A 26,543-nucleotide genomic window follows, 5' to 3' on the forward strand; every position below is an offset into this window, starting at 1 on the left:
TAAACGGCTAAAGCCGTTCATACCGTTCAATAATTGTGTTATTCCCTCGCTTTTATCTCTCTTTCAATTCGCTTGTAACACAATTTTAATACAATGGTTAACAATTTTTAACATAACCATATTATAATACAGAACCCTTTATTTTTCAAATAAAGATGAATTTGTTAATTATTAATTAAATGTCATTTTTTCTGATCCATCAAGTGACATGCGACAAAATGATCCGGCTCGACTTCCTTAAATTCCGGTTCAATTTCGGCACAAACATCCATGGCATAGATGCATCTCGTCCTAAAACGACAACCTGACGGCGGATTAATTGGGCTCGGTACATCGCCTTCCAAAATAATGCGCTGCTTTTGTCGCGTGACTTCCGGATCCGGAATCGGAATTGCCGAAAGAAGCGCTTGTGTGTATGGGTGCAGCGGCTTTTCATAGAGATTCTTGCTGTCGGAAAGCTCAACGAGTTTTCCGAGGTACATAACGCCAATTCTATCTGAAATATGTTTCACCATCGACAGGTCATGCGCAATGAACAGATACGTTAACCCAAAGTCATTTTGGAGATCTTCAAGCATATTGACCACCTGTGCTTGGATTGAAACGTCCAATGCTGAAATCGGTTCATCACAGATAATGAAATCTGGATTAACCGCAAGCGCACGGGCGATGCCAATCCGCTGTCGCTGCCCGCCTGAGAATTCATGCGGATATCTGCTGGCATGCATTTTACTGAGGCCAACGCGTTCGAGCAATTCATAAATACGTTTTTGGCGTGCTTCACCAGAAGCTAAGTTGTGAATATCCAGCGGTTCACCGATAATATCACCAACGGTCATACGCGTATTCAGTGATGCATACGGATCCTGAAAAATCATTTGAATGCGTTTGCGAAACGGCTTGAGTTCCTGTTCAGACATACCGCCAATTTCAGCACCGTCAAAGATGATCTCACCGCCTGTAGGCTCATAGAGTCTGATAAGTGTACGGCCTGTCGTCGACTTGCCGCAACCTGATTCTCCAACGAGTCCAAGCGTTTCACCCTTGTATATTTTAAAGCTCACATCATCAACAGCTTGTACATAACGAACGTCTTTACGAATAAACCCTTTGTTGATCTTAAAGTATTTCTTAAGATTTTTAACTTCTAACAATACTTCTTTATTTTCATTACGCATCTGCGCCACCTCGTTTCACCCCTGTATCGACTTCAACCTTAGGCGCTTCAGGGTCAAGCAGCCAGCACGCAGCGTGATGTCCTGGGTTAATGTCGTAATACTTTGGCGCTTCATTTGCACAGATCTGCATTGCATAAGGACAACGCGATGCAAATGGACACCCAACGGGCGGATTTAATAAATCGGGCGGTGTCCCGGGAATGGGAACGAGCCGCTGTCTTTCATTTAAATCCAATCGTGGAATGGATTTGATAAGGCCCATTGTGTAAGGATGCTTCGGTTCATAGAAAATGTCCTCTGCACTGCCTTGTTCCATAATGAGGCCGCCATACATAACGACAATACGGCTGCAGACATCTGCAACGACGCCGAGGTCATGTGTAATTAAAATAATGGCTGTATTGACTTTATCTTTAAGTTCTTTTAAAAGTTCTAATATCTGTGCTTGAATGGTGACATCCAGCGCTGTTGTCGGCTCATCTGCAATCAGCAGATCAGGCTGACACGAAAGTGCAATGGCAATCATAGCACGCTGGCGCATCCCGCCTGAAAATTCATGCGGATAGTTGTCAACGCGATCTTCCGGTGACGGAATACCAACGAGTTTCAACATTTCAACGGCTTTCTTCCGCGCCTCTGATTTCGAAAGACCCTGATGTTTAATCATGGCTTCCATAATTTGATTACCCACTGTATAGACGGGATTTAACGATGTCATTGGATCCTGAAAGATCATGGCAATCTGATCACCGCGAATACTCATCATTTCTTTGGATGATTTCGGAACGATATCCTCGCCCTTAAACATAATTTTTCCGGATTTAATTTTTCCGGGATGCTGCAATAGTTTCATAACAGACATTGATGTAACAGATTTACCGCTGCCTGATTCGCCAACGATTCCCAGCGCTTCGCCTTTGTCTAGGTGAAAACTTACGCCGCGAATGGCTTGAACCTCACCTAAATGTGTATAAAAGGAAGTGTACAGGTTCTGTACGTCTAAAATTCTCTCGCCCATGTCCACACGCCTTTCTATTTTCTAAGTCTAGGGTCGAGCGCATCTCTGAGCCCGTCACCTAAGAAGTTAAATGCCAACACAGTAAGTGATATCAAAATCGATGGCAACATCAACTGATATGCATACGATCTAAGGCCCGGCACTGCATCGTTGGCCAAGGTCCCCCATGATGCCATCGGCGCATTGACGCCGAGGCCGATAAAGCTCAGGAACGCCTCTGTAAAAATCGCATTCGGAATCATCATCGCAAGTGATACGATAATTGGACCAAGCGCATTGGGAATAAGGTGTCTTACCATAATTCGCCACGTGCTCGCACCAATGGTTCTCGCCGCAAGAACGTATTCCTGTTCTTTAATACTCAAAATTTGACCGCGTACAATTCTCGCCATATTCACCCAGTAAACGGAACCAAGGGCAATACAAATCGTCTTGAGGCCAGGGCCAATAACGACCATCAAGAGAATAACATATAAGAGCAGAGGCACCGTCGCAATAATATCGACAATCCGCATCATGATATTGTCAACTGTACCGCCAATATAACCGGAGATCCCACCGTAAAGTACGCCGATAAAGAACTGAACAGCCGTTGCAATAAAGGCAATGAGCAGTGATATTCTAGCACCGTATATGAGCCGCGCGAGCATATCTCGCCCAAGTCTGTCCGTACCCAGTACGTAAACCTTGTTGTAAACTTGACCCGTTGGCACCGTGAAAGACTGGTCATCTATGATGAGTTGGAATTTCGGTGCATCGGCATCCCCGGACTGCTTCGCTTTAGCAGCGAGGCTATAGTCAATAACCACTGTTTTGCCATCGACTGTATAGCCATTGTATTTTTTCATAACGTTTTTATCTTCAATTGGCAGCTTAGTCAATTTCGCGCCATCTTCTTCAACGAGATAGAGTGTGTATTCCTTGTGCACATATACAAGTGTGCCGTCACCAATATCAAAGGTATCGAGTGTCGGCGGAAGATTTGACATGTCCAGATCCTGATCGGAAAAAGACCACTCTGTAAAGAAATTGCCAAATGCAGCAAAGAGCATTAATAAAATGATAATACCCAATCCAACCATTGAGAGAACATTTTTCTTAAGTCGGCGCCACGCGTCCTGCCAGTACGTCAAGCTCTTACGAACGGCTTCACTCTCAGCCGCTTTTAATTCCAAGCGCTCCCATTTATTCGTCATTTTCGTTTCCATGCGCCCCCCTTAATCACCTAGTTTAATTCTCGGATCGATGATCCCATAAGCGATATCGACTAAGAAAATCATGATGATGGCAAACGCAGCATAGAAAATCGTGGTTCCCATAATCATGGTATAATCACGGTTCCCAACACTTTCAACAAAAAGTTTTCCCATGCCCGGTATCGCAAAAATACGCTCGACGACAAATGAACCCGTTAAAATGGAGGCAATGGTTGGCCCCATGTATGTGATAACTGGAATCAGTGAATTTTTAATGGCGTGCTTGAAGATAACACTTAATTCAGACAGTCCTTTTGCCCGCGCTGTTCTGATGTAATCCTGCTGCATGACTTCAAGCAGACTCGATCGCGAAAGCCGCGCGACAAATGACAGCGAAAAGCCAGCCAGCGCAATCGTCGGACCAATGTATGATTTGATTTCTTCCAGCCCGTACGCCGGCACCAACATTAATTTCTCACTAAAGACGTAGATAAATAACGTGGCGACGACGAAACTCGGCACGGCGACCCCGACGGTCGCAATCACCGTGACGATGTAATCCGGCAGTTTATTTTGATAGAGTGCGGATATCACGCCGGCGGGAATACCTGCTATAATAACAAATAATGACGCGATACCACCAACTTTAGCAGATATCGGGAAACCTTCTTGGATCTTATCCCAAACGAAGATACCCGGTCTCGAGAAAGATGGTCCGAAGTCTAATACGACAACCCCCTGTAAATAATCTGTGTACTGTTTCCACAGTGGATCATTGAGGTGATACTTCTCATTTAATGCCTCCAATACTTTTTCCGGCAATGCCTTCTCTCTTGAAAACGGCCCGCCTGGTATAGAATGCATTAAGAAGAATGTGATGGTAATGACAAACCATAATGTAATGATCATTGATACAAATCTTCTCGCTACATATCTGCCCAAATCTAACACTCCTTTCGTATTTTCAGAAATATAGATATTGAATAAACTTTTACTGTTGCTGTATACGCAAACAGTTGCTGCCAGGCCGTTTCGTTTACTCGCCCTTATTCATTCAACTCCTGTAGCACACGTCTCGACACAAACCCTATTACCATAATGATACATTACATCAAATTATGACACTCTTTTAAAATATAATTGCATTTTTTTTGGATGTAATTGTATAAATGAGATTGGTTTATACTCGTTAATCACATTAACGTGCATTTTTTTTGTGAACAGAGTGTAAATAGAATTGTTGTTTTCGCATGTGTTTCTAATAATATTAAACTAAATCCCTCTATTTTTCAATGTTTAGTAGCCGTTTTATCTGTGAATTAATTGTAACAACTCTTCTATCGCCTTTAATTTCAAAATAGTTTAATTATTCACAACACAGAATTTTAATAATCGTGTAAAATTATTTTTTTGCAATTCGCACAACTGTTAACTTTCATTTTTTAATCCATGTCACATTCGTAAGGAAATTATAAAGTTCCTGTAACACGCATTAATAAATAGAGATATTTTACGGTTTGCCGCATTTATCGACTGCCTGCTGTCGCATGCATGCACAACGCATAATTTTGTATAATTATAAACACCTTCAACCCTTCTCCTCTAAACACAAAAAACGACTAATCCTCATATAATCAGGATTAGCCGTCGTTGGCATTTAAGATTTAATTCTGCACTCATTTTACGTGTTTTCGCATTTGATTACAAGGATTGTTACGAAGATTTAAAGAGTTTTGATCATTGTCAAAAATGCTTCTTCTGTCAAGATCGTCACACCTAGCGCACGGGCTTTTTCGGCTTTCGAGCCCGCTGCTTCACCAACAATCACATAATCCGTCTTTTTCGAAACACTCCCAGAAGCTTTTCCACCAAGCCGCTCAATTTCAGCTTTGATTTCATCACGGGTAAAATGTGCAAGGGTTCCCGTGACAACAAGCGTCTTGCCAGTAAGCAATCCCTCATCAACGGCTTTAAGTGCCGAATCAAAATTGACGCCGCAGGCACGAAGATGTTTAATAATAGCCTGATGCTCCGGTTCCTCGAAAAAGCGAATAACAGAATCTGCCATCTTTTCACCAAATTCATCAATCGCTGTAAGCGCTTCTTGAGAAGCCGTCATTACCGCATCCAAACTGCCAAATTTTGTTGCCAGAACTTTGGCTGCTTTTGCACCGATATGTGGTATCCCCAGTCCGGATAAAAGCCTGTAGACATCATTTGATTTAGATGTTTCAATTGCAGCCAGCATGTTGTCAACCGATTTTTCACCCATGCGTTCCAATGCGATTAGCGCCTCGCGCTGATGATGTAATTCATAAATATCCGCAACGTCTTTTAAATAACCCGCTTCAATCAGCTGATCAATAATCGCTTCACCAACACCGTCGATATTCATCGCAGGTCTCGAAACAAAATGAATAATCTTGCGTCTGAGCTTTGCCGGACACAATTCATTTGGACAGCGTTTTGCCACTTCACCTTCATTTTGGATCACTTCTGTACCGCATACCGGACAATGCGTCGGTAATTTAAAAACCTGCAAATCGCCTTCACGCTTCTCTTTAAGAACCCGTACCACTGCCGGAATGACATCACCGGCTTTTTGAACCAGAATATAGTCGCCAACGCGAATATCTTTTTCATCAATATAATCCTGATTGTGCAGCGTTGCTTTGGCGATCGTCGAACCCGCCACGGTTACGGGATCAAAAACGGCAAGCGGCGTTAATACACCCGTTCTTCCGACTTGAATTTGAATAGCACTTAGTCGCGTTTCCGCCAGTTCTGCGGGAAATTTATAGGCAATCGCCCATCGCGGACTCTTAGCCGTTCTTCCCAGTTGTAAACGCTGGTGATATGCATTGACTTTGATAACGAGCCCATCGATTTCATAGGGCAATGCGTGCCTTTTTTCCGTCATGCTGTCACAGTAGGCAATCACATCTGTCATGTTATTGAAAATCGCCGGTGCCACAGTGTCAAACCCCATCCGTCTTAACTTTGAAAATGCATCATCCTGCTGTTGAAAGACTTGGTCGTCTCCCTGTAAAATTTCAAAGACAAAAATCGCCATGGGTCTTGAAGCAGCAATGTTGGAATCGAGCTGCCGCAAACTTCCCGCCGCCGCATTTCTTGGATTCGCAAAGGCTGCTTTTCCCTGTAGTGTCTGCTGTTCATTCATCTTCCTGAAGGATTCTTTATCAATATAAACTTCACCACGCACTTCTAAAAGACCGCGGGCTGGCTCTGCAAGCACTTTAGGGACTGTCGCAATCGTTTTGACATTATCGGTAACGTCTTCACCCACTTCACCATTGCCGCGCGTCGCCGCCCTCAGCATCACGCCATCTTCATAGCGAATTGCGACAGACAGACCATCGATCTTATACTCCACCGAGTAGGCAAAAGGTTCGTCCAGTTCTTTTCGAAGACGTGTATCGAATGCATAGAGTTCTTCAGCATTGTAAGCATTGTCAAGGCTCAAGAGCGGGACATCATGGGTTACCTTGACGAACTCTGATCGTACCGTGCCGCCGACATGCTGTGTTGGCGAATCCGCTGACAGAAACTCAGGATGCTGTCTTTCGAGTTCAGCCAACTCGTTGACGAGAGCATCGTATTCAAAATCCTGTATAGAGGGCTGATCAAGATCGTAGTAGGCATGACTGTGCCTTTCGATTTCCGACCTCAGCCGTTCAATTTGCTCTTTTATAGACTGCGTCATGTATACGCTCCTTTTTGTGAAAACCGCTGGACAATTGATGCTCGTTATGACATCACAGTCGCGATGGCTTTCATTTTTTACTTGCTTACACAAAATCGTAGATGCGGCGTTAACCCCTAACCAATTGGTTTTAACGGCGCAATATCCGCGTCGAGCTTCTTGATCCCCTTATTGTCAAAAGCAATGGTCAATATCGAACCGTTGACACTGATGATCATCCCGCTGCCAAAGACTTTGTGCATTACTTTGGCGCCTGGCTTATAGACGAAATCAATATTTTCAACCGATCCCGTCTGTGCGGCCTCTGTTGGCTTCATCGGTTTCGGTACGAGTTTACTCGCGGCGACAGATGATTTGCCAATACTAAAATAGCTTTGTTTCGGCTTCTCTTTGTGTGGCATTTCAACGCCCGCTGGATCAATACCGTCAATACACGCAGTATCCATTTCTGTTAAAAATACGCTTGGAAAACGCGCCTCGTAGCGCCCGTATTGCGTACGGTTCATGGCGTGCGAGATGACGAGCATATTCTCAGCACGCGTAATCCCAACATAGCAGAGGCGGCGCTCTTCTTCTAATGCTTCTGGATCATCCGCTGCGCGAAAGCTTGGAAAGAGGTTCTCTTCGAGTCCAACTAAGAATACGACGGGAAACTCAAGCCCTTTTGAAGCATGAATAGTCATGAGCAATATACTGTCATCGGTGTCCTCAATGCTGTCCTGATCACTGCGAAGTGTCGTTTCCGCCAAAAAGTCTCTAAGATTTGGCGCTTCATTCCGCTGTTCAAAAGCATCAATAACGCTCTTGAATTCATAAATATTATCAATTCTGGCATCCGCCTCAATGGTTCTTTCCTGCTCATAAAGTGTTATCAACCCCGTCTGTGCCATTAAGTCATCAAAAATTGTCGAGACAAATGCCGTGTCAACTTTGGCCTTTAATGCCCCGATAATCTGATAAAACGCTTCGGCTCCTTGCCGCGCTTTGCCGCTTAGTAGAGCCATCGCTTCCGGTTCGCCGCAAGCTTCCAATAAACTCAAGCCTCGTTCTTGTGCATACATTTGAAGTTTTTCAATTGACTTGCCGCCGATACTTCGCTTAGGTTCATTGATAACGCGCTGAAAGCTCACATCATCTTGAGGGTTGACCACGAGTTTCAGATATGCGAGGATGTCTTTAATTTCCTTTCGCTCATAGAATTTAAGACCTCCAACGACTTTATAGGCAACTTGCTCTACAATGAGCAAGTCTTCAAAAGCACGGGACTGCGCATTGGTTCTATAGAGAATGGCAAAATCCTTATAACGATACCCTTCTTCGCGAACAAGTCGTTTAATCTGGCGTACGACAAAATTCGCCTCATCTCTTTCATCATAAGCTTTGTAGTACTTTGCCTTTTGACCCTTTCCGCGATCGGTCCAGAGTACTTTGTCCTTTCGATTGGGATTCTGCTTAATAACACTGTTGGCAAGGTCGAGAATGTACTGTGTCGAACGGTAATTCTGTTCTAGTTTTATCAGTTGAGCACCCGGATAATCCAATTCGAATTCGCGAATATTACGGATATCAGCACCACGCCATTTATAAATAGACTGATCGCCGTCGCCTACTACGAATAAGTTGTGATGCTTGCCGGCAAGTGCTTTGATGAGCAGATATTGTGCACGGTTGGTATCCTGATATTCATCGACGTGAATATAGCGAAAACGCTGCTGATAACCGGCGAGTACGTCCGGTGCTTCTTTAAACAACAATAGGGTATTCAGTAAAAGATCGTCAAAATCCATCGCCTGATTTTGCTTTATCTTTTCCTGATAGCGCTTGTAGAGCTTGATAAAATCGCGTTCTGTGAAATCCCCGCCAAATTCCTTTTCATAGCCTTCCGGCGTCAGCATATCATTCTTTGCGTTCGAAATTTTATACTGTGTGGATTTAAGCGGCTGACGTTTATCATCTATGCCTAATTCTTTGTAGCAAACTTTTAGCAGCGCCTTTTGATCCGCCGTATCATAGATGACAAAATCGTTGCCAAAACCGATCCTATCGCCGTCACGCCTCAAAATGCGCACACAAATGGCATGAAAAGTGCCAACCCACATCTGCTGCGACACTGGGCCGATTAAGTGTTCAATCCGCTCCCGCATTTCATTGGCCGCCTTATTGGTAAACGTAATTGCCAAGATGTTCGATGGAAAAATATCATGTGTTTCAATCAGCGACGCAATGCGATGCGTCAATACGCGCGTCTTCCCAGACCCAGCACCTGCCAGTACCAAAATCGGCCCCTCGACGGCCATAACAGCACGCGACTGCGCCGGGTTTAAAGACGATAAATCCATAATGCCTCCTTATTAAATCATCAGATTAATCAACAGCCCTCGAATCTCGCCTACCTTCTTCAAGACATTAATTTCCTTATGTTCTCGTTTAATAATCAGATTGGTGAGTTCAACGAGTTTTGCATCAATTTCCGATACCGTTCTCATCACTTTTGATCGACCGCCTCTTGAAAAGCTGCGGCGTTCTTTTACTTCATAACCATTGTTCACCACTTCATCGACAAATGTTTTAATCATCTCTTTATACGCGTACAGATTTTCAACTGTCCGATTTTCAATAAGCAGTTGCCCTCTGGAATCAATTTCATCAAGTACTTTTTGCAATGCATCCTTCTGTTCCTGGTAGTCTTTGATTGCCAGTATTTCAGTGAAGGAAACACGTGGTACTTCAGTTGCTTCTTTCTTTACAGGCGCCTTGGATTTGGACGCCGAACCGGTTTTAGACGATTTATTAACTTTCATATGCCCTCTCTTCTATCCCGTTGCGAATTGCAGGCGCCGAGATCGTCCTGTTCGAATCATAAAAATACCACTCTTATTATACCCAATTTAGAGTGGTTTCACAAACGTCTGTTCTTTATTTTCACAGTAAATAATTTCAGATTACGCCTCTGACTCTTCTACTGCCGTTTCTACAGCCGCCGCAACGAGTCCAATTAATTCATAAATCTGAGGCGGAAGCATATGGCGGATATCGTGGCTAATCATATGTTTAACTTTTTCAGGTGATTGTGTAATCGGTTTTTGGGCTGCATTTGCCGCTTCAATAATCGACTCGGCATAATGTGTTAAATCCGATGCAGTATAATCGTCTTCACCATAAGATTTTTGATAAGGATTCATACTTTCATATCCACCTTTCCATCTTGAATCACTTGCTCTGCAACCGCTGTCTGCGTTTCGACCACGGCGTTCGGTTTCTTGTCCTCATAAGGAGTACCCTGAACGGACACTTGCTTAAACCCGGCAGCTGTCATATCTTCTTTATAAGTCTCAAGCACGGCTGTCAGGGCTTCATGCTGATCATTTAAGACTTGAATACTGACATCACCATTTTGAATGCTGATCTTGATGCCCGTCTTGCCAATGTTGCCAAGGTCCATGCCAAAATAGAGTTCTGAATTCTGCCAGTCTACTTGTGATTGTCTGTTTTGTCCGGTAACATAAACTTTCATTTCGCCTACATCATTTGCTTCAGAAATCGGGTAATTGAAAAAGTAAAATGGCCTTTTGCCGTTTTGCTGCTGGTCGTTCATCATCTGCTGTCCAGCTAAATTCATGAGTGATTTCTCAGTGCTGCTAACCGTACGCTGTTCACTATCTTCCTTTGCCATTTTTAGCAGTATTTCCTTAACATTCGTGCGTATCAGTTCATGATCATTTTGATGATCTCTGCCTTCAAGGCTGCTGACGACTTCTGACTCATGGTTACTGCCCATGAAACGCAACGTTTCAACAACGTCTCTTGCATGATGGCGGCCTTGGTCATCTTGAAGCTGAGAAAGGATTGTTTGGATTTTCTGTGAAGATTGCACTGATCCGGGTTCGAGTACTTGTTTTGCGCTTTCCGCGCGCTGTGTCACGAAGAGCATCACCTGTCTTCTGTCAGGATTGAAAAACAGATTTTTAACAGTATCATGTGCTTTTGACACAATTTCGACAGCATCTGAAATTTTTCCTTCTGCCAATAGATTAGATGCTTCGCGCAACTCGCTGGACGTGAGAAGCAAGTCCCTTTCCGTCTGCATGGTACTATACAGCGTCACTTCTTTTTGCGTGATCGTCTTGTCGATCATTTCGATTGCTTTTGCAACAGAAGATGCCAATGCCTCAGCCGTTTGCGCCTCCGGCGCCGCCAACGTTTCTGTGACCTCCGATTTAAAAGCATCAAATTGCGCTTTCATCTCAATTCCCATTGCCGTTGTTTCTGTGACAAGATATTGTTTTACTGCTAGCTCACCTGTCAGCGATTCCAAATTGGCGGCAACGGCATTTACCGCTTCCATCACCATGGCTTCAAAACCCTCCGGTACTACAGCATTATCATCGTTATGCCACACAGCATTCTCTTCGTAGACCATGCTGTCATCTTTTGGATCATCGCTTGCTTTAGCCCCCGTTTGATCCGCAGACATTTTTGTTTGCGGCTGTACTTCACGATTAGACAACAGATCACCTTCTGCTTTACTCCCTGCTAAAGAATCCGCTGATGCAATATCTGGCGTTTCTGTTTTGGCGATTGTATCAAGGCGTATTTCGGCAATCAAATCGGCTGCTGTCTCGGTCGTTGAGACGGCGCTATTTTCAAGTCCAAGTGTCGATAGTGCATTCGCAACACTTTCGACCGAAAGCTTTGACATCGCCTTCATTAAAGCCTTCATGGCACTGCCGTCAGCAGGCATGCTAATCCCAAGTGCATTCGCCAGCATAGCAGTCGCCTCTTTAAGCGTATAGCCTTGATCGACCATTTCTGAAAGAACCGCCTTTATTGCCTTTGGCAGCTTAAGGCTGGCAATGACGGCCTTTGTATCGGCGGCAGTTGCCTCCTTTGGTACAGCCAGTGTATCAATCTGTTCAGCCGTTAGCGCTGCATCATTTAAAGCGCTGTGCAAGTCAGATAAATTCGAATCCGTCGGCTCAATGCCCTTGGCAAGCGCTGTCTCAAGTGTATTGAGCTTTTGAGCTTCTGTTCCAGAAGCTTTGTCCATAAAATGATTTATCTCATCAAGGTCATCTTCCGATGCCGTCACATTATATCTGGATAAGAGCTTAGCAATTTTATTGTCTCGAACACTGCTTTGTGTTTCTAAAGTGCGTTCACTGCCAGTGGTCACACGATCGTCTTGTTTAGGCGCCAAGACACTTTGCGGTTGTGTCAGCGATGAAAAAAACTGGGAAATCTTCATGCGATACTCCTTTCTCTCACTTGTATTATCGGCATTTAGCCGCCAACCGCTTAGCTAATCCTCATGATCATTAGCGCCAAAAAAGTCATGAAAAATACCCCTAAAAAATTTCAGGGGCAACATTCATTGCATCTATTGGCGACAGCACGATACCCGCCATCATACAAAGACGGGAATCATGATACTAATCAGGCCTTTTGTCCTCTTTGTCATTTCTTTTTTCATCTCCGAAACCAACAATCCCATCAACGCGCCTGCAATGGCAGTCATCCTCAGGATTATTGGTACAACTCATGCACTTACCTGCTTTAACTTTTAAAACTGTTTTTCGGATGACATAAGCGGCATACGCTATAATCGCCACCGCGATGACAACATTTAAAATCAAATGCATTTGCACCTTCCTTTATACGCCTCAAAATAGAATGAGACCGATCCGATAAAAGATAAAAGCGACAATCCATGCGACAACAAATTGATACGTCACAGAGAAAAATGTCCACTTCCACGAATTCGTCTCGCGTTTAATGACACCGACAACTGCAATACAAGGTGTGTACAGCAATACAAAAACCAGAAAAGCGTATGCGCTAACACTATTAAACAACGATTGAAGAGCCGTTAGAAAGGAAGCGTCACCATCCAGTGATCCCAGCACAATAGCCATATTGGAAATAATGACTTCTTTTGCCACCATCCCTGTCAAAAGCGACAATGCCACTTCCCAAGTTCCAAATCCAAGCGGTTTAAAAATTGGCGCTATCGCCCTTCCTATGGCAGCACCAAAGCTCGAATCGATATTCGTCATGCCGGATAGGTTAAAATTCAACAAGAGCCAAAGGATGACAGAAGCTGCAAAAATAACCGTCCCAGCTTTGACAATATAGCCTTTAACACGCTCCCATACATGAATCCCAAGTGTTTTAACCGATGGCATCCGATAGACGGGCAATTCCATAATAAAATGGGATTCATTCTCGCGAAACAGCGTCTTTCGAAAAACAACTGCAGCAAGCAGTGCAATCACAATCCCCAGTGCATATAGCGAAAACGTCACAATCGTTTCATAACCTTTGAAAAAAACAGAGGCAAACAGCACGTAAACTGGGAATCTCGCCCCGCACGAAACAAAGGGATTAATCAATATACTAAGCAATCGGTCTTTTTCATTTTCAATTGTACGCGTCGCCATAATTGCCGGTACATTGCAGCCAAACCCCAGAATCATTGGCACAAACGTCTTACCGTTCAATCCAAAATGCGTCATCCATCGATCCATGATGTAGGCGACCCGCGCCATATAGCCGGTATCTTCCAAAAAGGAAATAAAAAGAAATAAAATAGCGATATTCGGTACAAATGTCAACACGCCGCCGACGCCGCCGATAATGCCATCGCCAATTAACTGGATCAGCCAATCGTGAACCCCTGCCGATCCAAGAACCGATACGACTGCCGGTGTCAGCATATTTGTAAAAAAGCGGTCAATGACATCTAAAAAAATGCCCCCCACTTCAAAAGTCATATAAAAAATAAAAGCCATAATCAAAAAAAATATCGGTAACCCGATGGCTTCATTCATAAAAAAACGATCCAGCTTTGCTGTCCGTTCATCATATTTAACCGTTTGATAGGCTAAGCATACAGATAATATAGACTGAATAACCGCATAACGCCGCTGTGATGCATCCTCTTCCGTCGCATCGCGTTCAATTCTGTCAACGACATCGGATCGTCTCTGATCTGCCTGAACATCACGCCTATCAGTTGCCACAGTCACCGCGCGTTCTAGCAGTTTATCGATATTATGCTTATTCTGCGCTGAAATCATTACGACTTCAACGCCAAGCGACTTTGACAATGCTGCTGCGTCTAACTTAATTTGTCGTCTTTCCAGCTCATCCATCATATTGACGGCTAAAACCATTGGCACATCCAGCGCCATAAGCTGTGTTGTCAAATAGAGATTTCGTTCCAACAAGGTGCCGTCCACCACGTTGATTACGAGATCAGGTTTTTCATCTATAATATATGCCTTTGTGACAATTTCTTCGATACTGTAGGGCTCTAAACTGTAGATCCCCGGCAAATCTGTTATTGAAAGCGCCCATTGCCCAAACTTTCGGCTGCCTTCCTTTTTCTCTACTGTAACGCCTGGCCAGTTGCCTACATAATGATTGCCGCCGGTCAGCGTGTTGAAGAGCGTCGTCTTGCCGGAATTCGGATTACCGGCAATTGCGATATTCAACTGCTTCATAATTACCTCTTAGTTCTGAATTGGCGTAACATCAATATAGCTTGCAACTTCTTTTGAAATCGCCAGACGGGTTCCTCTAAGCTCAATAACCATTGGCCCGCGACGCGTTCTCATCACGGTTGTAAATTCTACGCCAGTTGTAAGCCCCATATCTTCCAGCTTCTTTTTAAGCTTGTCACTGCCTGCAATTTGATTCAGTTTTACGATTTGCCCACATCCCATTTGCACTAATGCCATTTTGTACACTCCCGATACTGATAATTGCTCTCATCTATGTTAATATTTTATCATTATCGAGAATGAATGTCAATGTCATGCACCTAGATTGTCGATAATATTGCTTGAACCGCCGCATAGGCACTTGAAAATGCCCACTGCAAATTATACCCTCCCGTGTCTCCATCAATATCCATCAATTCACCGACAATATAGAGATTATCGACGTTTTTTGCCGCCATCGTCTTGGACGATATCGCCGTTGTCGCAATACCGCCTACAGTGACCATCGCAGTATCATAGCCCTGTAGCTTTTTGATGGCAATCGGATATGCCGTCAGCCATGTCATCAGCTGCTGGCGGTTTTCTCGGCTGAATTCAGCGAGTCTTCGCTGTTCATCCATCGCCATGCGACTGATAATCAGCGACTTTAAACGATCCGGCAGTTCAAACTGGTTCAATAAGTAGCGCAAATGCTGCCCGCCATTGGCTTCGATAATACTTTTTATTCGCTGTTGAACTTTACCGGGATCCTCACCCAGCCAATTTACGCCAAGTCTGTCGCCTGCTTTGAAATCTCGGCTGTTATTGATAATAACCGGCCCTGAAAGACCAAAATGTGTAATGAGCAAGTCCCCAGTATATTGCTTCTGCGATGGATAATGCACCATGTTGATTGCGCTTAACCCGACGCCGCTAAGTGCCGCCAGCGCCTTATCACTACACAAAATGCCCGTCAGCCCCGGTGCGACTGCCGTAAGCGGCAAATGAAGCATTTCGGCAAGTGCATAACCATCGCCTTCCGATCCCAAACTCGGGTATGACTGCCCACCCGTTGCGATGATCACGCGCTTTGAATGGTAAACAGCATCTTTTGTTTTGATAAGGAAGCCATTTGACCACTGCGCAACTTCCGTAACGCGCTGCTGGTATTGTATGACGTGTCCAAGGTTTTCAATGCGATTTATCAGTGAGCGAATAACGCTCCGCGCTCTAAAATCCGCAGGGAAAATCTTGCCGTCTTCACGGGTTACTGTCTCGACACCCAAATGTTTGAAAAACTGTCGCACAGCACTTGCATCGTGCGCTTTCAAAGCGTGTTTCACAAAACTTTTATGCGCACCGTAATGATCAAAAAAATCTTTAGCATAACCTTCATGCGTTAAGTTACACTGTCCGCCGCCGCTGACGCCGAGTTTTAAGCCCGCGCGATGTTTTTTCTCTAAAACCAGCACGTTCTGCATCTCCAGCTGTGCGGCAGCATAAAGCCCCGAAGCACCAGCCCCTACAATGACGCATTCCCAAATCACATCTGACGCCCCTTTCTTCATCGGAATCACTATTTTCATAAAACGTTCAAAAAGTTATAATATAAAGGTAGTTATTATTGGTTAAATCATTGCCACTAACGCATTTACCTGATCCCGGAGGTCCGCATTGCAATCAAAAGCCATCATCAACGCGCTGAGATACGGCACACCACCAGCTGAATCCAGCTGGCAGAGTTTCGGCCGCGAAAATGAAATCCGTGCTTTCAACACGCAGCTCGCGCTTATAAAAGACGGCGCCAGTGCCGTCAAGTTAATGCTCGGCGATTTTGGCACCGGCAAATCTGAGCTCATCTCGACTTTAAAGCGTCATGCGCTTGAAAAAGATTATGTCATTGCAACACTCCAAATCCAAGACGGGTTTCGTTTTAATAAAATCAATGATTTTTACTATGCCATTATGCACAATTTATCGGTTAAACACCATGCAACGGGCAAAGCATCTTTTAATGATCTCTTTGAAATTTGGCTCAACAATTTGCAGCATTCACCTTTTCCCAATCAAAACAGATTTGAAATCAATGCCGTCTGTCAGGCGCTATCTCAGTATAATATGAATTTTGCACGCGCATTTTTGTCTTTTATGCGTGCACGCATTCAAAAAAACCCAGAAATGCAGCAGGTTACCACAGCTTGGTTAACTGGCGAACGTCAAATTCCATATGCACTTAAGCAAAAATACGGTTTAACCGGTTTTGTCGACAAGACAAACACTTTGGATTTTTTAAGCGCTTTCTGCAAGCTTCTGACATTGCTTGATTACAAGGGACTCGTCGTCTTTATTGATGAACTGGACTTAATCATGGACTACCGCTCTGACCTCCGAAACGCCGCTTTCCAGAATTTAAAACAATTAATTGATCTCGGCGATTTGCAGCACGCACTCTTTTATTTCTCAGGTTCAAAGTCACTAATAGAAGATGCCGATAAGGGAATCTTATCACTGCCTTCATTGGCACAGAGGCTCAATTATACCAACCCCGCTGCTTTTGATGGTACGAATTTAACACAGCCCATCTCGTGCTTGACGCCGCTAAGCAGCGATCAGCTCAAATCGCTGGGGATAAAAATTGCCAGCATTTACCGTGAGGCTTATGCTGACAATGTCTCTATCGACAACACACGCATGTTACACACCATCGATTCACTTGTGACAGCAGCCAATACGCGTCAATTTGTCACTTCGCTCATCGCACATCTCGACACTTGTCATCACGAGGATGACGCGCAAATGCCGTCATCCTAGAAGACATAGGCTTTTTCATTTGGGATGGTAATAATGAGCCTGCTGAAAGCATGTTTCTCCGTTTCGATACGCAATGTTCCCTTTAGTGAATCAACTTCGCCTTTTAAGGTTTGAAGTCCCATGTCTGCTGTTCCTTTATAAGCATAGGTGCCTTCAAGCAAATGGTTTAATACCGATTCATCTGAAAGCTGCTTGATCACATCGTACGCGTCTGGATGTGCTTCGAGCATTCTTGCTTTTATAGCATCCACGTCAAAACCGCGCCCGTCATCATGAACGATGATCATAATCTCGGATGCACTGCCTTTTAGCACAACACTGATTGTTCCCCATTCGCTCTTTTTGCGTCGAACGCGCTCTGCGGGTGATTCAATGCCGTGCGCGATGGCGTTGTTCAGTATAATTAAACAGCCCTTCGTAAAATAGTCATTTCGCTCATAATCTATATAGATATCATCGCCTGTTATTTCAATTTTCCGTACTTTCTTGCCAAGTGCCTTGGCAAAATCCTGCGTATATTGGTTATACGTTTTGACGAGCTCTTTGAACCTCAAATGCTGCGTACGCCATAGCTGCGACTTGAGTGTCGCCTTCGTTTCGTCTTCCGGCAACGTTTCAATAAGCTCTTCAAGCATCTTTAGCTGAACGACACTGATGAGCCGCTGATGATAATCGCCGTCATTATGGCGAATGTAAGGGGCCAGCCATTTGAAGACATCATCCAGCACTGTTGACATCTGATAACTTGCCATTAACGTGTCAAATTGGACCAGCGCCGTCATTTTTTGCTGCGCCTGAAGCATTTCTAAGTCGGACACAATCCTCTCAATCCGCGAAACACCTTCATCGATTTTAAAGAGCTTGAGTTTGATCATGAAAAAATTGAGCTTGGTAATGACAAAGGCCATTAGCTTAATCACATCACACTGTTCGCGATGCAACTGCTCATTTAAAATCTGAATAAACTGTTCATAATTCTTTTTGAAGGCAATAAAATCCTGTTGATTGCGAAGCACCTCAATAATGGTTTCCATTTCCTGACGCACTTTTAGCGCATGACGTTCCTTTGCGTTTATTTCAGTGGTATCGTTCAAAATGAGCATCAGGCATTTGCTCCGATCCGACCAGTATCCCTCGAGACTGAGATACCTTTCACCGTGATGTATCCCCTTTGGCAGCAACTCCAAGTAAACGATGCGTTCTTCAAGAGAGCCAGCTGCAACAATGCGTTCTAAGATTTCTTTGAGATATTCCGCCTGTTCAGCGTCATTTGGCAGCAGTATTTCATGAAGCCCTCTAAACCCAAGTACATCGCCAAAAAAGGCCTCTGCTCTTGTCGAAAAAACCGTCTTTGAATCAAAAATGGAAATCGCCATTAAATTCAACCGATCAACCACCTCTTCATAAATGCCGGCTGTCTCATCACCGTCACAGGTCTCAATGCGCTTCGGCAGTGTTTCATGGATGCCCTCTTCTGCATTTGATACCATTTCTCTTGCATTGAAAAAGTGCCAAACAACGCCATAAACTGCAAGAATAAACAGATGCATCGGTGGGGAGAACGCTTTAACGCGATAAAAGACATCTGCCAACAGACACACGTTAACCACCATCATCTCAGCAAAACGATCCGTTGCCCTGATCTCGTTTCGAAAAATCATATAGAGCACCGTCACCAAAGCAGCATAACCGAGAACGACCCATTTGACATTCATTGCTTCATAAAGCAACAGCGCAATAATGATAATAAACGTAAAAACCGCCAACATGACATTCAAGCGCTTCTTCCAGATCTCTTTGCGCTCAAAGAGAATAATAAGCGCATAACAAAGCATTAAGATCTGAATGACGGCACCAAAACGTATCCAAAAATTCAACGAAATCGGCAGCTGATTCACAATTGGTGAACTGACAATTGAAACCCACCGTAAAATAATCAGCGATACAAAAACGAGCTCCGAACGCTTCTGATACTTTGGAAGCGGTTTCAAGGAAACCATCAGCAGAAGAATCAACGTCATAATAAAACCGGCTGTCTGCACGCCAAATAGAATATTGAGTCTGCCAAACATTTGTTTCGACGGCATAAGATATAAATCGTCAAACGCCCCAATGTGATCACTGTAGCCGTCGAAAAGCACCATGAGCGTTAAGTCGCGCCCCATTGGCTCAATGACAATATATTGTTCAATGGTACTAACCATTGCTTTATTGCCCATTGTTGAAAAACTGCCCTGTACGGCGACGAGCTGTCCGTCGGCATAGATTTTTGCATTATCTCGAAAGACGTTATTATATAAAATCAAATCCTCACCGAGCCATGTTCTCGGTAGTTCAATTTTCTTATAGAGCGTTCCCCTAATACGCTCTGAACTGCCAAGCAAGCCATTCGTGAATAGTTTTAAATCAACGATTTCCAAGCCATCAGGCATTTTATCCATTGGGCTGGCATATTGATTTGGCAAATAGGACCACGATTGATCCAAGTTTAAATCCCCATAGGCCCACAACGTTTTATTAAAAGCAACCATCATGCTGATCGAACTGATAATCAGTAGAACAGCCATAATCAATCTGCGTTTTTTCATGAATCCTCCCCCATATTAAACTCCCTTTATAAAATTTTACCACACCACGCGTTTTTATTTACAGATATTTCACATAAAATCCCTTAAATTGTTACGCCAGCTCGTAAAATACTGTTTCATATCTTTTGTGAAAAGAGTTATAATAAGAAGAAATAAGGGCACTCTATTTTCTTGCATCTCGGCAAATACATTTAACATGGAGCCCATTTTATCCGGTATTTATAGTTGAGGAAATCACATCATTTCAATTCCCTCATTTAAACATCATTTATATTTAGACATCCGATAAACAAATACGATTCAGAAAGGTTGCTAAAAACATGAAAGGTACTGTAGTAAACATTTGGCTTAATACCATGACCAATATGTATGGTGAAAACGTAAAGAATAATATCCTTCAAAATCAAGGATGGAATCCCAACCGAATCATCACACCGCTTGAAGAAATTGAAGATAAGCGTATTTTAGCACTAATGGATGCCTTTGCCAAAAACGACAACATCTCCTCTGAGGAACTTTGGCGAAAACTCGGCGAAAATAATATTCAATCATTTTACAAGTGGTTTCCCTCTTATTTTGAGAAATCATCGGCAAAGGGTTTTCTCATGCTCATGGACAAGGTGCATACGCAACTGACAAAAATGATTCCCGGCGCAAAACCGCCTAGACTTATTCCTGAAGAAATTGATGATAAAAATGTCATTATCACATACAAATCAAAACGAGGACTCATCGACTACTTTTTGGGACTCCTCACTGGTGTCGGACAACATTTTGGTGAAAAAATCGACGCGAAAGTCTTAGAACGAAAAGTAGACAGTGATGGCACACATGTTGTGAGAGTACAGTTAACGTTCGAAAAGGGAACCCACCGCGTGATTAATTATCCCGCTTCTAAACTGTTATCTTTTGGCTTTCTTCGAACACTTTCCGGTAAGATTATCGTTTTGCCAACACTCCTGTCGGCACTACTCATCTTCTTGCTCTCAGGAACCAGTAATTTACCACTGCTCATCGGCGTTCCCGTCTTTTACCTCATCGCCAGCCTCATAACGGGGGCAATAGTCTTTAAACCGATTGGCAGCATCACAGAAGAAATGAAGCACATCAGCGAGCTGAAATTTAATGAAGATGTTTATATTTCTTCCAACGATCCCCTAGAAAAAGTTTTTGATGAAATGACGCATGTTAAAGAAAACCTGCGCGAAGAAATCACTTACCTCAAAGGCGGTCTGGATGATCTCTATTCTTTCTCAGAAAAATTTTCAAATGTCGCTACCAATATGGGGCAAGTTTCTGAGTTGATTTCAAGAGCCGTGCAAGAAGTTGCAGAAGGTGCAACGCATCAGGCTGAAGAAACAGAAAACTCCGTCAGCATTCTTTCCGATAACATCGAAGTGCTCAATCAGATCAGTCAAAAAGAATTAAGCGGCAAAGAACAACTGGAAACTTCTGTTGAAAAAATCGAATTGGCTTTTGTCGACTTAGAACGCGCTTCTTCAGATCTCAATGCGGTTAAAGATAATTTCGGTCGCGTTAATGAACAAGGCAGTGCACTCAGCAAAAAGATCGGTGATATCATCACGATTGTAAGCACCGTAGAATCCATTGCCGAGCAGACAAACCTGCTCGCCTTAAACGCTTCCATCGAAGCGGCCCGCGCGGGTGAAATGGGTCGAGGTTTCAGCGTCGTCGCAGAAGAAATTCGAAAATTAGCTGAAGATTCAAAAGGCGCCGTCAATACCATTAATCAAAGCCTCAACGAATTCACCCGCGGTGTCAACGATATGGTCAATCAAGTCGGCGATCAGTTTATACAGCTTGAAAACGGGACCAAAACCATGTTAAGTGTCACAGAAGAAAGTAAAATAGCGGCTTCGCAAATCAAAACCGTCTCTACTTCTATTGCTGAAATTTCCAATCAGCTCTCAACTGAAACCGATAAAATCAACCGCGTTTTCGAAAATATGCATACACTTGCGGCAATCGCAGAAGAAAATTCTGCGACATCACAAGAAATGAGTGCCAATGTCACCAACTTCTCTTCAGAAATCACACATTTGACAGAGAACATCCAAGAACTCGAAGAAGTTATTCTCTTCCTCAAAAAGGAATTGCAGCGTTACAAATTGTAATTTACACCAAAAAACACAAACACCTGTACCAAATTGGTACAGGTGTTTTTTTACGCTTCTTAGCCGTGTTGATCACACGCACCGCTAATCTATATCTTTACTGTCTATATCAATGCCTACATCACTTAAGCACTTCGCTTTGAGATAATCGGCGAAATATGTTTATACAAAAGCATTGTAAAAAGTGAAACCACAAGACCCTTTAAGAGATTAAATGGTACAATTCCATAAAGCACTAATGTTGTAATACTGTCAATGCTGCCATTCACAGCGGATCCCATTGCCACAATGGCATCAATCGGCATGAAGTTCGTATAGAACGGAATCAGTACATAAAGGTTTGCAAACGCTCCCATTGCTGCCATGGCGATTGTACCAATCGCCAATCCAATCATCGCGCTGGTTCGCGTGCGTTTTCGCTGGTACATCAGTGCAGACGGCAGCACAATTGCCGCGCCAATCAGGAAGTTAGCCAGTTCGCCAACACCGCCGGTAGAAGTCCTGAGAAGGTGCAGAATATTCTTGATCGCCTCAACGGCAACCCCTGCAACAGGCCCAAGTGCAAACCCTGCAATTAAAGCCGGGACATCACTTAAGTCAATCTTTAAAAAGCCCGGGAAAATGGGCAGCGGCAATTCAATCATCATTAAGATAAATGCCAGAACACTTAGCATTGCCACTTTTGTCATGGTTGAAACCGACATCCTTTGATTTGTTTTCGTTGTCATTTCGGTGCCTCCTTATGCATCGTTTTCTATTGCTTCAGAGAAACATTAATGGAGACATCAATGCATCAAAAAACCCTGAAGCACAAGGCACTTCAGGGTAAAAGATCATAAAAAAAACGTCATCTTCTTCCATCCAGACTATACTGTCGGCTCCGGAATGACACCGGATCAGCCTTTCGGCTCGCGGGCTTTACCGCCGGTGGGGAATTACACCCCGCCCTGAAGATTTATTACAACTTTATCATAGCATCATCCGCTTCATACGTCAACTGTCCAATTGTGAATTATTTATTAAAGTTCACCTATCGCTCAACCACCGTCTGAACATCTTTAATAACTTTGCGCTGCCAACGTCCCGTAAAGTAGATCCCCCATCCAACACAACAAATAATGAAATTGCTGGCGATCATCGCATACCAAACAGAATTTGGACCGAAAGACGGGGTATGGCTCAGCGCCACAATCATCGGCAGCCTTAATCCCCACAGTCTTCCCATCAGCAAAATCATACTGAACACTGTGTGACCTGACCCTTGAAATGTACCATTGAGAATCTGGAAAAAACCCATCAGCGGCGCCGACAGCATAATGAGCCTTAAATAATTACCGCCGTGAAAGACGACCTCAGGGTTTTGTGTAAAAATACTGATGAGCCGATCTGAAAACGGATACATAATCATTGCACCTGTTACAAGTGTTATCGTCGAAATAATGACGCTTCGCTTAACGGCCTCTCTTGCCCGTGTGACATTATCTGCACCAAGGTTTTGCCCCACCACAGTGGAAAGCGCATTACCTATTCCCATCGTGGGCATGATGATTAGCGAATTCACGCGATTGCCGATAGCAAATGCCGTTAAGGTCACTTCACCAAAACCTACGAGAAAGACATTTAAAATTGTAAATCCCAGCGCCTGCATTGCTTGTCCAAGTGATGACGGAATGCCGAGCCGGCATATTTTCATAATTTCACGCATATCCGGTACCAAGTCCCACAGCTGAAGCTCAAGCTGATGCCGAGTCGAAAACAGTGTCGCCACCGAAAGAAGCCCTACAAGGGCACGCGCCAAAATTGTCGCCCTCGCCGCACCGGCAATTCCCTGATTTAAAGCAAAGATAAAAATCGGATCCAACACAACATTGATCCCCACTGAAACAGCACCAAAAATCATCGGCGAAATATTATCGCCCTGCCCCTGCTTAATGGCATTGAAAGCAAACATCATAAACATCGCCGGCAAACCGGCAAACATAATTTTTAAATATGTTGAAGCATTGGTAAAAAGCGTATCTCTCGCACCCATCCAATAAACAATTGAAGGCGTTAAAGAGTAACCGATTAAACCGATGGCGACAGCTATCATCAGCAGAAAAGAAATAATCTGCCCTGCAATACGCCGACTCTGCTGCTCATTGCCACTGCCAATATATTGGGCAATCAGCGTCGCGCCGGCCATGGACATGCCGATACCAAATGAAATCATTAAGAATAGTATTGGCCACACCAGTGAAATCGCGGCAACTTCGTTCCCGCCGATGCGACCGACAAAATATGTATCCGTTAAATCGTAGAAAGTTTGAATGAGATTGTTAATCATAACGGGAACGGCAAGTGTTATCAACACCTTCCCAACAGGCTCCGTCAAGAGTTGTTCTCTTCTTTTTCTAAAGTCCATACACGCCCTCCGGTATCGCAAGTATAACATGAATGACAAGGACAATCAATTGTTTCGTGTCCCTAACAACTTCCGAATTGCTTTCTAAAGGAAAGGGTGTTAAGATAGAAAATAATAACAATTTGAGGAGGCTAATATGGTTGTTGGTAATTTTAACACACTCGAAGCAGCTCAAGTTATGAGCGATGCTGCAAAAAATGCTTTTATGAAGGTTCTCGTATCACCAAAAGAAGGCTGGGAAGGCTATGTGATGCGCGTTGTCGAGCTCGGCGCTGAGGGCTATTCACCGAAACATCAACATCCTTGGCCGCATATTAATTTTGTCATTGAAGGCGAAGGGACACTCTTCATAGACGGTGTCGATAATCCATTAACGCCGGGAGCCTATGCATACGTGCCTGCCAATGCTATGCATCAATTCTCCAACAAAGGGCAATCCGCATTAAAATTCATTTGTATTGTACCGGAGGAAGGACACCAATAATGACCACATATATCAAACGTGCCAGCGAACGCCCACAGGATGACTTGGAGCGGCTGTCACAAACCGTTCACGACATTATCGCCAATGTACGAAAAGAAGGTGATCATGCACTGATCGCCTATAATACAAAATTTGACAAGAACCCCAATCCGATCTTAAGAGTAACCGCCGAAGCTATCCAGTCAGCCTATCAACTGGTATCACCTGCGCTGATTGACGACATGCGACGCGCGGCCGCTAATATTGAAGCCTTTGCACGTGCGCAGCGAGATTCGCTGAAGGATATTGATTCTATTGAAGTTGCACCCGGTATCCTGCTAGGGCATCGGGTCATTCCCGTCAATGCCTGCTGCTGTTATGTACCCGGTGGCAATTACCCGTTGTTCTCTTCTGCACTCATGTTGATAATCCCAGCAAAAGTTGCAGGCGTTAAAAACGTTTTTGCCTGTTCACCCGTTCAAAAACACACGGGAAAAGTTGCACCTGAAACATTAGTCGCTATGGATATTGCAGGCGTCAACGGCATCTATCAGCTCGGAGGCGCACAGGCCATTGCCGCTTTTGCCTATGGCACAGAACAAGTTCCCGCTGTCGACATTATTGTCGGCCCCGGCAACCAGTATGTCACAGAAGCAAAGCGTCAATGCTATGGACAGGTCGGCATAGATTTTGTCGCAGGCCCCAGCGAAGTCATGGTGATCGCCGATTCCACAGCTGATCCCAATCTCATTGCAGCAGATCTCTTGGGGCAATCTGAACACGACCTGCTGGCAAAGGGAATTTTAATCACCACCGACGAATCGTTGGCACTACAGACAATTAAAGCTGTAGAGACGCAGCTGGCATTACTTGATACCAAAGCAATTGCATCTGCTTCGTGGGCTGAATATGGCGAAGTGATTCTCGTCAGCAATTTAGATGAAGCTGTGAAACTCGCTAACGATTGGGCACCTGAGCACTTGGAACTCTGTGTTGAAGATCCGGATTCGCTGATGCCTTTACTCACCAACTATGGTTCTCTTTTTATTGGCGAGTACTCTGCTGAAGTATTCGGCGACTATATTTCGGGGACGAATCACACCCTGCCGACACTAAAAGCGGCACGTTATACCGGCGGCGTTTCAGTAGGCACATTTTTAAAGACCGTCACACATCAAAAATTATCTGTCGAAGCTGTCAAAGTGTTTGGTCCTTCTGCAGCAAACATGGCGCACGCCGAAGGTCTAAGTGCTCATGCCAGCGCCGTCGAACAGCGGCTGATAAAACTTAAAGATTAAGCATCTCCAGGTGTTCGCAACTGATGTCAGATGAATGACAATTAGACAGCAATTGAATGACAATTGAAAAACCTAATATGAATATTGCCGTCATAATGCTTATCATTATGATAGGCATTTAAAAAAGGGGCTGTCGGGAAATAGTGAATTTTGACAGCCGATATCTCCGAAACAATAAACTGCTAGAAATCGGGATTCCGAAGATCCTGAATCTAGCAGTTTTATTTTTGCATTAATCGGATAATAC

The 26,543-nt window shown here is 43.9% G+C and carries 20 protein-coding genes and 1 riboswitch; of the genes, 4 read left to right on the forward strand and 16 right to left on the reverse strand.

Annotation, left to right across the window (positions count from 1 at the left end):
* Window positions 1-182 precede the first annotated feature (182 nt).
* From KHM83_RS02820 to KHM83_RS02880, 13 genes are all read right to left on the reverse strand, one after another.
* Window positions 183-1,178: an ABC transporter ATP-binding protein gene (locus KHM83_RS02820; RefSeq protein WP_213235387.1), complete on the reverse strand. Its 996-nt coding sequence runs from the start codon at window positions 1,176-1,178 to the stop codon at window positions 183-185.
* Entirely contained in the window at window positions 1,171-2,196 is a 1,026-nt protein-coding gene (locus KHM83_RS02825; protein WP_213235388.1) for an ABC transporter ATP-binding protein, read from the reverse strand. The genes KHM83_RS02820 and KHM83_RS02825 overlap by 8 nt, the downstream gene beginning before the upstream one ends.
* A 14-nt stretch (window positions 2,197-2,210) precedes the next feature.
* Window positions 2,211-3,404, reverse strand: a complete 1,194-nt coding sequence (locus KHM83_RS02830) for an ABC transporter permease (protein ID WP_246542840.1) — start codon at window positions 3,402-3,404, stop codon at window positions 2,211-2,213.
* 9 nt (window positions 3,405-3,413) lie between these two features.
* Window positions 3,414-4,343 carry an ABC transporter permease gene (locus KHM83_RS02835; protein ID WP_343213104.1) on the reverse strand — a complete coding sequence of 310 codons (930 nt, stop codon included), beginning with the start codon at window positions 4,341-4,343 and terminating at the stop codon, window positions 3,414-3,416.
* A gap of 772 nt (window positions 4,344-5,115) precedes the next feature.
* Complete coding sequence (ligA, locus tag KHM83_RS02840) at window positions 5,116-7,116, reverse strand: NAD-dependent DNA ligase LigA (protein ID WP_213235390.1); 2,001 nt, start codon at window positions 7,114-7,116, stop codon at window positions 5,116-5,118.
* Window positions 7,117-7,232: 116 nt separating this feature from the next.
* Complete coding sequence (locus tag KHM83_RS02845) at window positions 7,233-9,455, reverse strand: ATP-dependent helicase (RefSeq protein WP_213235391.1); 2,223 nt, start codon at window positions 9,453-9,455, stop codon at window positions 7,233-7,235.
* 12 nt (window positions 9,456-9,467) lie between these two features.
* Window positions 9,468-9,917, reverse strand: coding sequence for a YaaR family protein (locus KHM83_RS02850; RefSeq protein WP_213235392.1), 450 nt, complete (start codon window positions 9,915-9,917; stop codon window positions 9,468-9,470).
* 141 nt (window positions 9,918-10,058) lie between these two features.
* On the reverse strand, window positions 10,059-10,298 hold the full coding sequence (locus KHM83_RS02855) for a hypothetical protein (protein WP_213235393.1): 240 nt from the start codon (window positions 10,296-10,298) through the stop codon (window positions 10,059-10,061).
* Entirely contained in the window at window positions 10,295-12,361 is a 2,067-nt protein-coding gene (locus KHM83_RS02860; protein ID WP_213235394.1) for a hypothetical protein, read from the reverse strand. The genes KHM83_RS02855 and KHM83_RS02860 overlap by 4 nt, the downstream gene beginning before the upstream one ends.
* 184 nt (window positions 12,362-12,545) lie before the next feature.
* Complete coding sequence (locus KHM83_RS02865) at window positions 12,546-12,755, reverse strand: FeoB-associated Cys-rich membrane protein (RefSeq protein ID WP_213235395.1); 210 nt, start codon at window positions 12,753-12,755, stop codon at window positions 12,546-12,548.
* Window positions 12,756-12,776: 21 nt separating this feature from the next.
* Window positions 12,777-14,618: a ferrous iron transport protein B gene (feoB, locus tag KHM83_RS02870; protein WP_213235396.1), complete on the reverse strand. Its 1,842-nt coding sequence runs from the start codon at window positions 14,616-14,618 to the stop codon at window positions 12,777-12,779.
* Between the two features lie 9 nt (window positions 14,619-14,627).
* The gene (locus KHM83_RS02875; RefSeq protein ID WP_213235397.1) at window positions 14,628-14,855 is read right to left on the reverse strand and encodes a FeoA family protein; all 228 of its coding nucleotides are present in this window, start codon (window positions 14,853-14,855) and stop codon (window positions 14,628-14,630) included.
* Window positions 14,856-14,938: 83 nt separating this feature from the next.
* Window positions 14,939-16,183, reverse strand: a complete 1,245-nt coding sequence (locus tag KHM83_RS02880) for a BaiN/RdsA family NAD(P)/FAD-dependent oxidoreductase (RefSeq protein WP_213235398.1) — start codon at window positions 16,181-16,183, stop codon at window positions 14,939-14,941.
* Window positions 16,184-16,271: 88 nt separating this feature from the next.
* Between KHM83_RS02880 and KHM83_RS02885 the strand changes: the two genes are divergently transcribed.
* Window positions 16,272-17,408 (forward strand): BREX system ATP-binding domain-containing protein, encoded by a 1,137-nt coding sequence (locus KHM83_RS02885; RefSeq protein ID WP_213235399.1) that lies wholly within the window; start codon window positions 16,272-16,274, stop codon window positions 17,406-17,408.
* Here the strand turns inward: KHM83_RS02885 and KHM83_RS02890 are convergent.
* Entirely contained in the window at window positions 17,405-19,996 is a 2,592-nt protein-coding gene (locus KHM83_RS02890; RefSeq protein WP_213235400.1) for an ATP-binding protein, read from the reverse strand. The two genes, KHM83_RS02885 and KHM83_RS02890, sit on opposite strands and share 4 nt — an antisense overlap.
* 320 nt (window positions 19,997-20,316) lie before the next feature.
* Here KHM83_RS02890 and KHM83_RS02895 point away from each other — a divergent pair, with 320 nt between their 5' ends.
* Window positions 20,317-22,131 (forward strand): heme NO-binding domain-containing protein, encoded by a 1,815-nt coding sequence (locus KHM83_RS02895; RefSeq protein ID WP_213235401.1) that lies wholly within the window; start codon window positions 20,317-20,319, stop codon window positions 22,129-22,131.
* Between the two features lie 125 nt (window positions 22,132-22,256).
* Here the strand turns inward: KHM83_RS02895 and KHM83_RS02900 are convergent, their stop codons facing one another.
* Window positions 22,257-22,859 carry an ECF transporter S component gene (locus tag KHM83_RS02900; protein ID WP_213235402.1) on the reverse strand — a complete coding sequence of 201 codons (603 nt, stop codon included), beginning with the start codon at window positions 22,857-22,859 and terminating at the stop codon, window positions 22,257-22,259.
* A gap of 117 nt (window positions 22,860-22,976) precedes the next feature.
* Window positions 22,977-23,090: riboswitch (FMN riboswitch) on the reverse strand.
* Between the two features lie 71 nt (window positions 23,091-23,161).
* Window positions 23,162-24,535: an MATE family efflux transporter gene (locus KHM83_RS02905; protein ID WP_213235403.1), complete on the reverse strand. Its 1,374-nt coding sequence runs from the start codon at window positions 24,533-24,535 to the stop codon at window positions 23,162-23,164.
* 136 nt (window positions 24,536-24,671) lie between these two features.
* Here KHM83_RS02905 and KHM83_RS02910 point away from each other — a divergent pair, with 136 nt between their 5' ends.
* Both KHM83_RS02910 and hisD read left to right on the forward strand, forming a co-directional pair.
* A complete protein-coding gene (locus KHM83_RS02910) occupies window positions 24,672-25,019 on the forward strand; it encodes a cupin domain-containing protein (RefSeq protein ID WP_213235404.1) in 348 nt (115 codons plus the stop codon).
* Window positions 25,019-26,296, forward strand: a complete 1,278-nt coding sequence (gene hisD / locus KHM83_RS02915; RefSeq protein ID WP_213235405.1) for a histidinol dehydrogenase — start codon at window positions 25,019-25,021, stop codon at window positions 26,294-26,296. The genes KHM83_RS02910 and hisD overlap by 1 nt, the downstream gene beginning before the upstream one ends.
* Window positions 26,297-26,543: the final 247 nt, after the last annotated feature.

Origin of the sequence: Fusibacter paucivorans (genome assembly GCF_018390735.1) — a bacterium.
GTDB classification, from domain to species: Bacteria; Bacillota; Clostridia; order Peptostreptococcales; family Acidaminobacteraceae; genus Fusibacter; species Fusibacter paucivorans.

What these genes read in the sequence shown, in the direction of transcription:
- KHM83_RS02880 (WP_213235398.1), bottom strand. Translation starts at nt 16,183, where the DNA reads ATGAAAATAGTGATTCCGATGAAGAAAGGGGCGTCAGATGTGATTTGG.
- KHM83_RS02865 (WP_213235395.1), bottom strand. Translation starts at nt 12,755, where the DNA reads ATGCATTTGATTTTAAATGTTGTCATCGCGGTGGCGATTATAGCGTAT.
- KHM83_RS02910 (WP_213235404.1), top strand. Translation starts at nt 24,672, where the DNA reads ATGGTTGTTGGTAATTTTAACACACTCGAAGCAGCTCAAGTTATGAGC.
- KHM83_RS02855 (WP_213235393.1), bottom strand. Translation starts at nt 10,298, where the DNA reads ATGAATCCTTATCAAAAATCTTATGGTGAAGACGATTATACTGCATCG.
- KHM83_RS02850 (WP_213235392.1), bottom strand. Translation starts at nt 9,917, where the DNA reads ATGAAAGTTAATAAATCGTCTAAAACCGGTTCGGCGTCCAAATCCAAG.
- feoB (WP_213235396.1), bottom strand. Translation starts at nt 14,618, where the DNA reads ATGAAGCAGTTGAATATCGCAATTGCCGGTAATCCGAATTCCGGCAAG.
- KHM83_RS02900 (WP_213235402.1), bottom strand. Translation starts at nt 22,859, where the DNA reads ATGACAACGAAAACAAATCAAAGGATGTCGGTTTCAACCATGACAAAA.
- KHM83_RS02905 (WP_213235403.1), bottom strand. Translation starts at nt 24,535, where the DNA reads ATGGACTTTAGAAAAAGAAGAGAACAACTCTTGACGGAGCCTGTTGGG.
- KHM83_RS02860 (WP_213235394.1), bottom strand. Translation starts at nt 12,361, where the DNA reads ATGAAGATTTCCCAGTTTTTTTCATCGCTGACACAACCGCAAAGTGTC.
- KHM83_RS02820 (WP_213235387.1), bottom strand. Translation starts at nt 1,178, where the DNA reads ATGCGTAATGAAAATAAAGAAGTATTGTTAGAAGTTAAAAATCTTAAG.
- KHM83_RS02895 (WP_213235401.1), top strand. Translation starts at nt 20,317, where the DNA reads ATGAAAGGTACTGTAGTAAACATTTGGCTTAATACCATGACCAATATG.
- KHM83_RS02875 (WP_213235397.1), bottom strand. Translation starts at nt 14,855, where the DNA reads ATGGCATTAGTGCAAATGGGATGTGGGCAAATCGTAAAACTGAATCAA.
- KHM83_RS02825 (WP_213235388.1), bottom strand. Translation starts at nt 2,196, where the DNA reads ATGGGCGAGAGAATTTTAGACGTACAGAACCTGTACACTTCCTTTTAT.
- KHM83_RS02830 (WP_246542840.1), bottom strand. Translation starts at nt 3,404, where the DNA reads ATGGAAACGAAAATGACGAATAAATGGGAGCGCTTGGAATTAAAAGCG.
- KHM83_RS02890 (WP_213235400.1), bottom strand. Translation starts at nt 19,996, where the DNA reads ATGAAAAAACGCAGATTGATTATGGCTGTTCTACTGATTATCAGTTCG.
- KHM83_RS02845 (WP_213235391.1), bottom strand. Translation starts at nt 9,455, where the DNA reads ATGGATTTATCGTCTTTAAACCCGGCGCAGTCGCGTGCTGTTATGGCC.
- ligA (WP_213235390.1), bottom strand. Translation starts at nt 7,116, where the DNA reads ATGACGCAGTCTATAAAAGAGCAAATTGAACGGCTGAGGTCGGAAATC.
- hisD (WP_213235405.1), top strand. Translation starts at nt 25,019, where the DNA reads ATGACCACATATATCAAACGTGCCAGCGAACGCCCACAGGATGACTTG.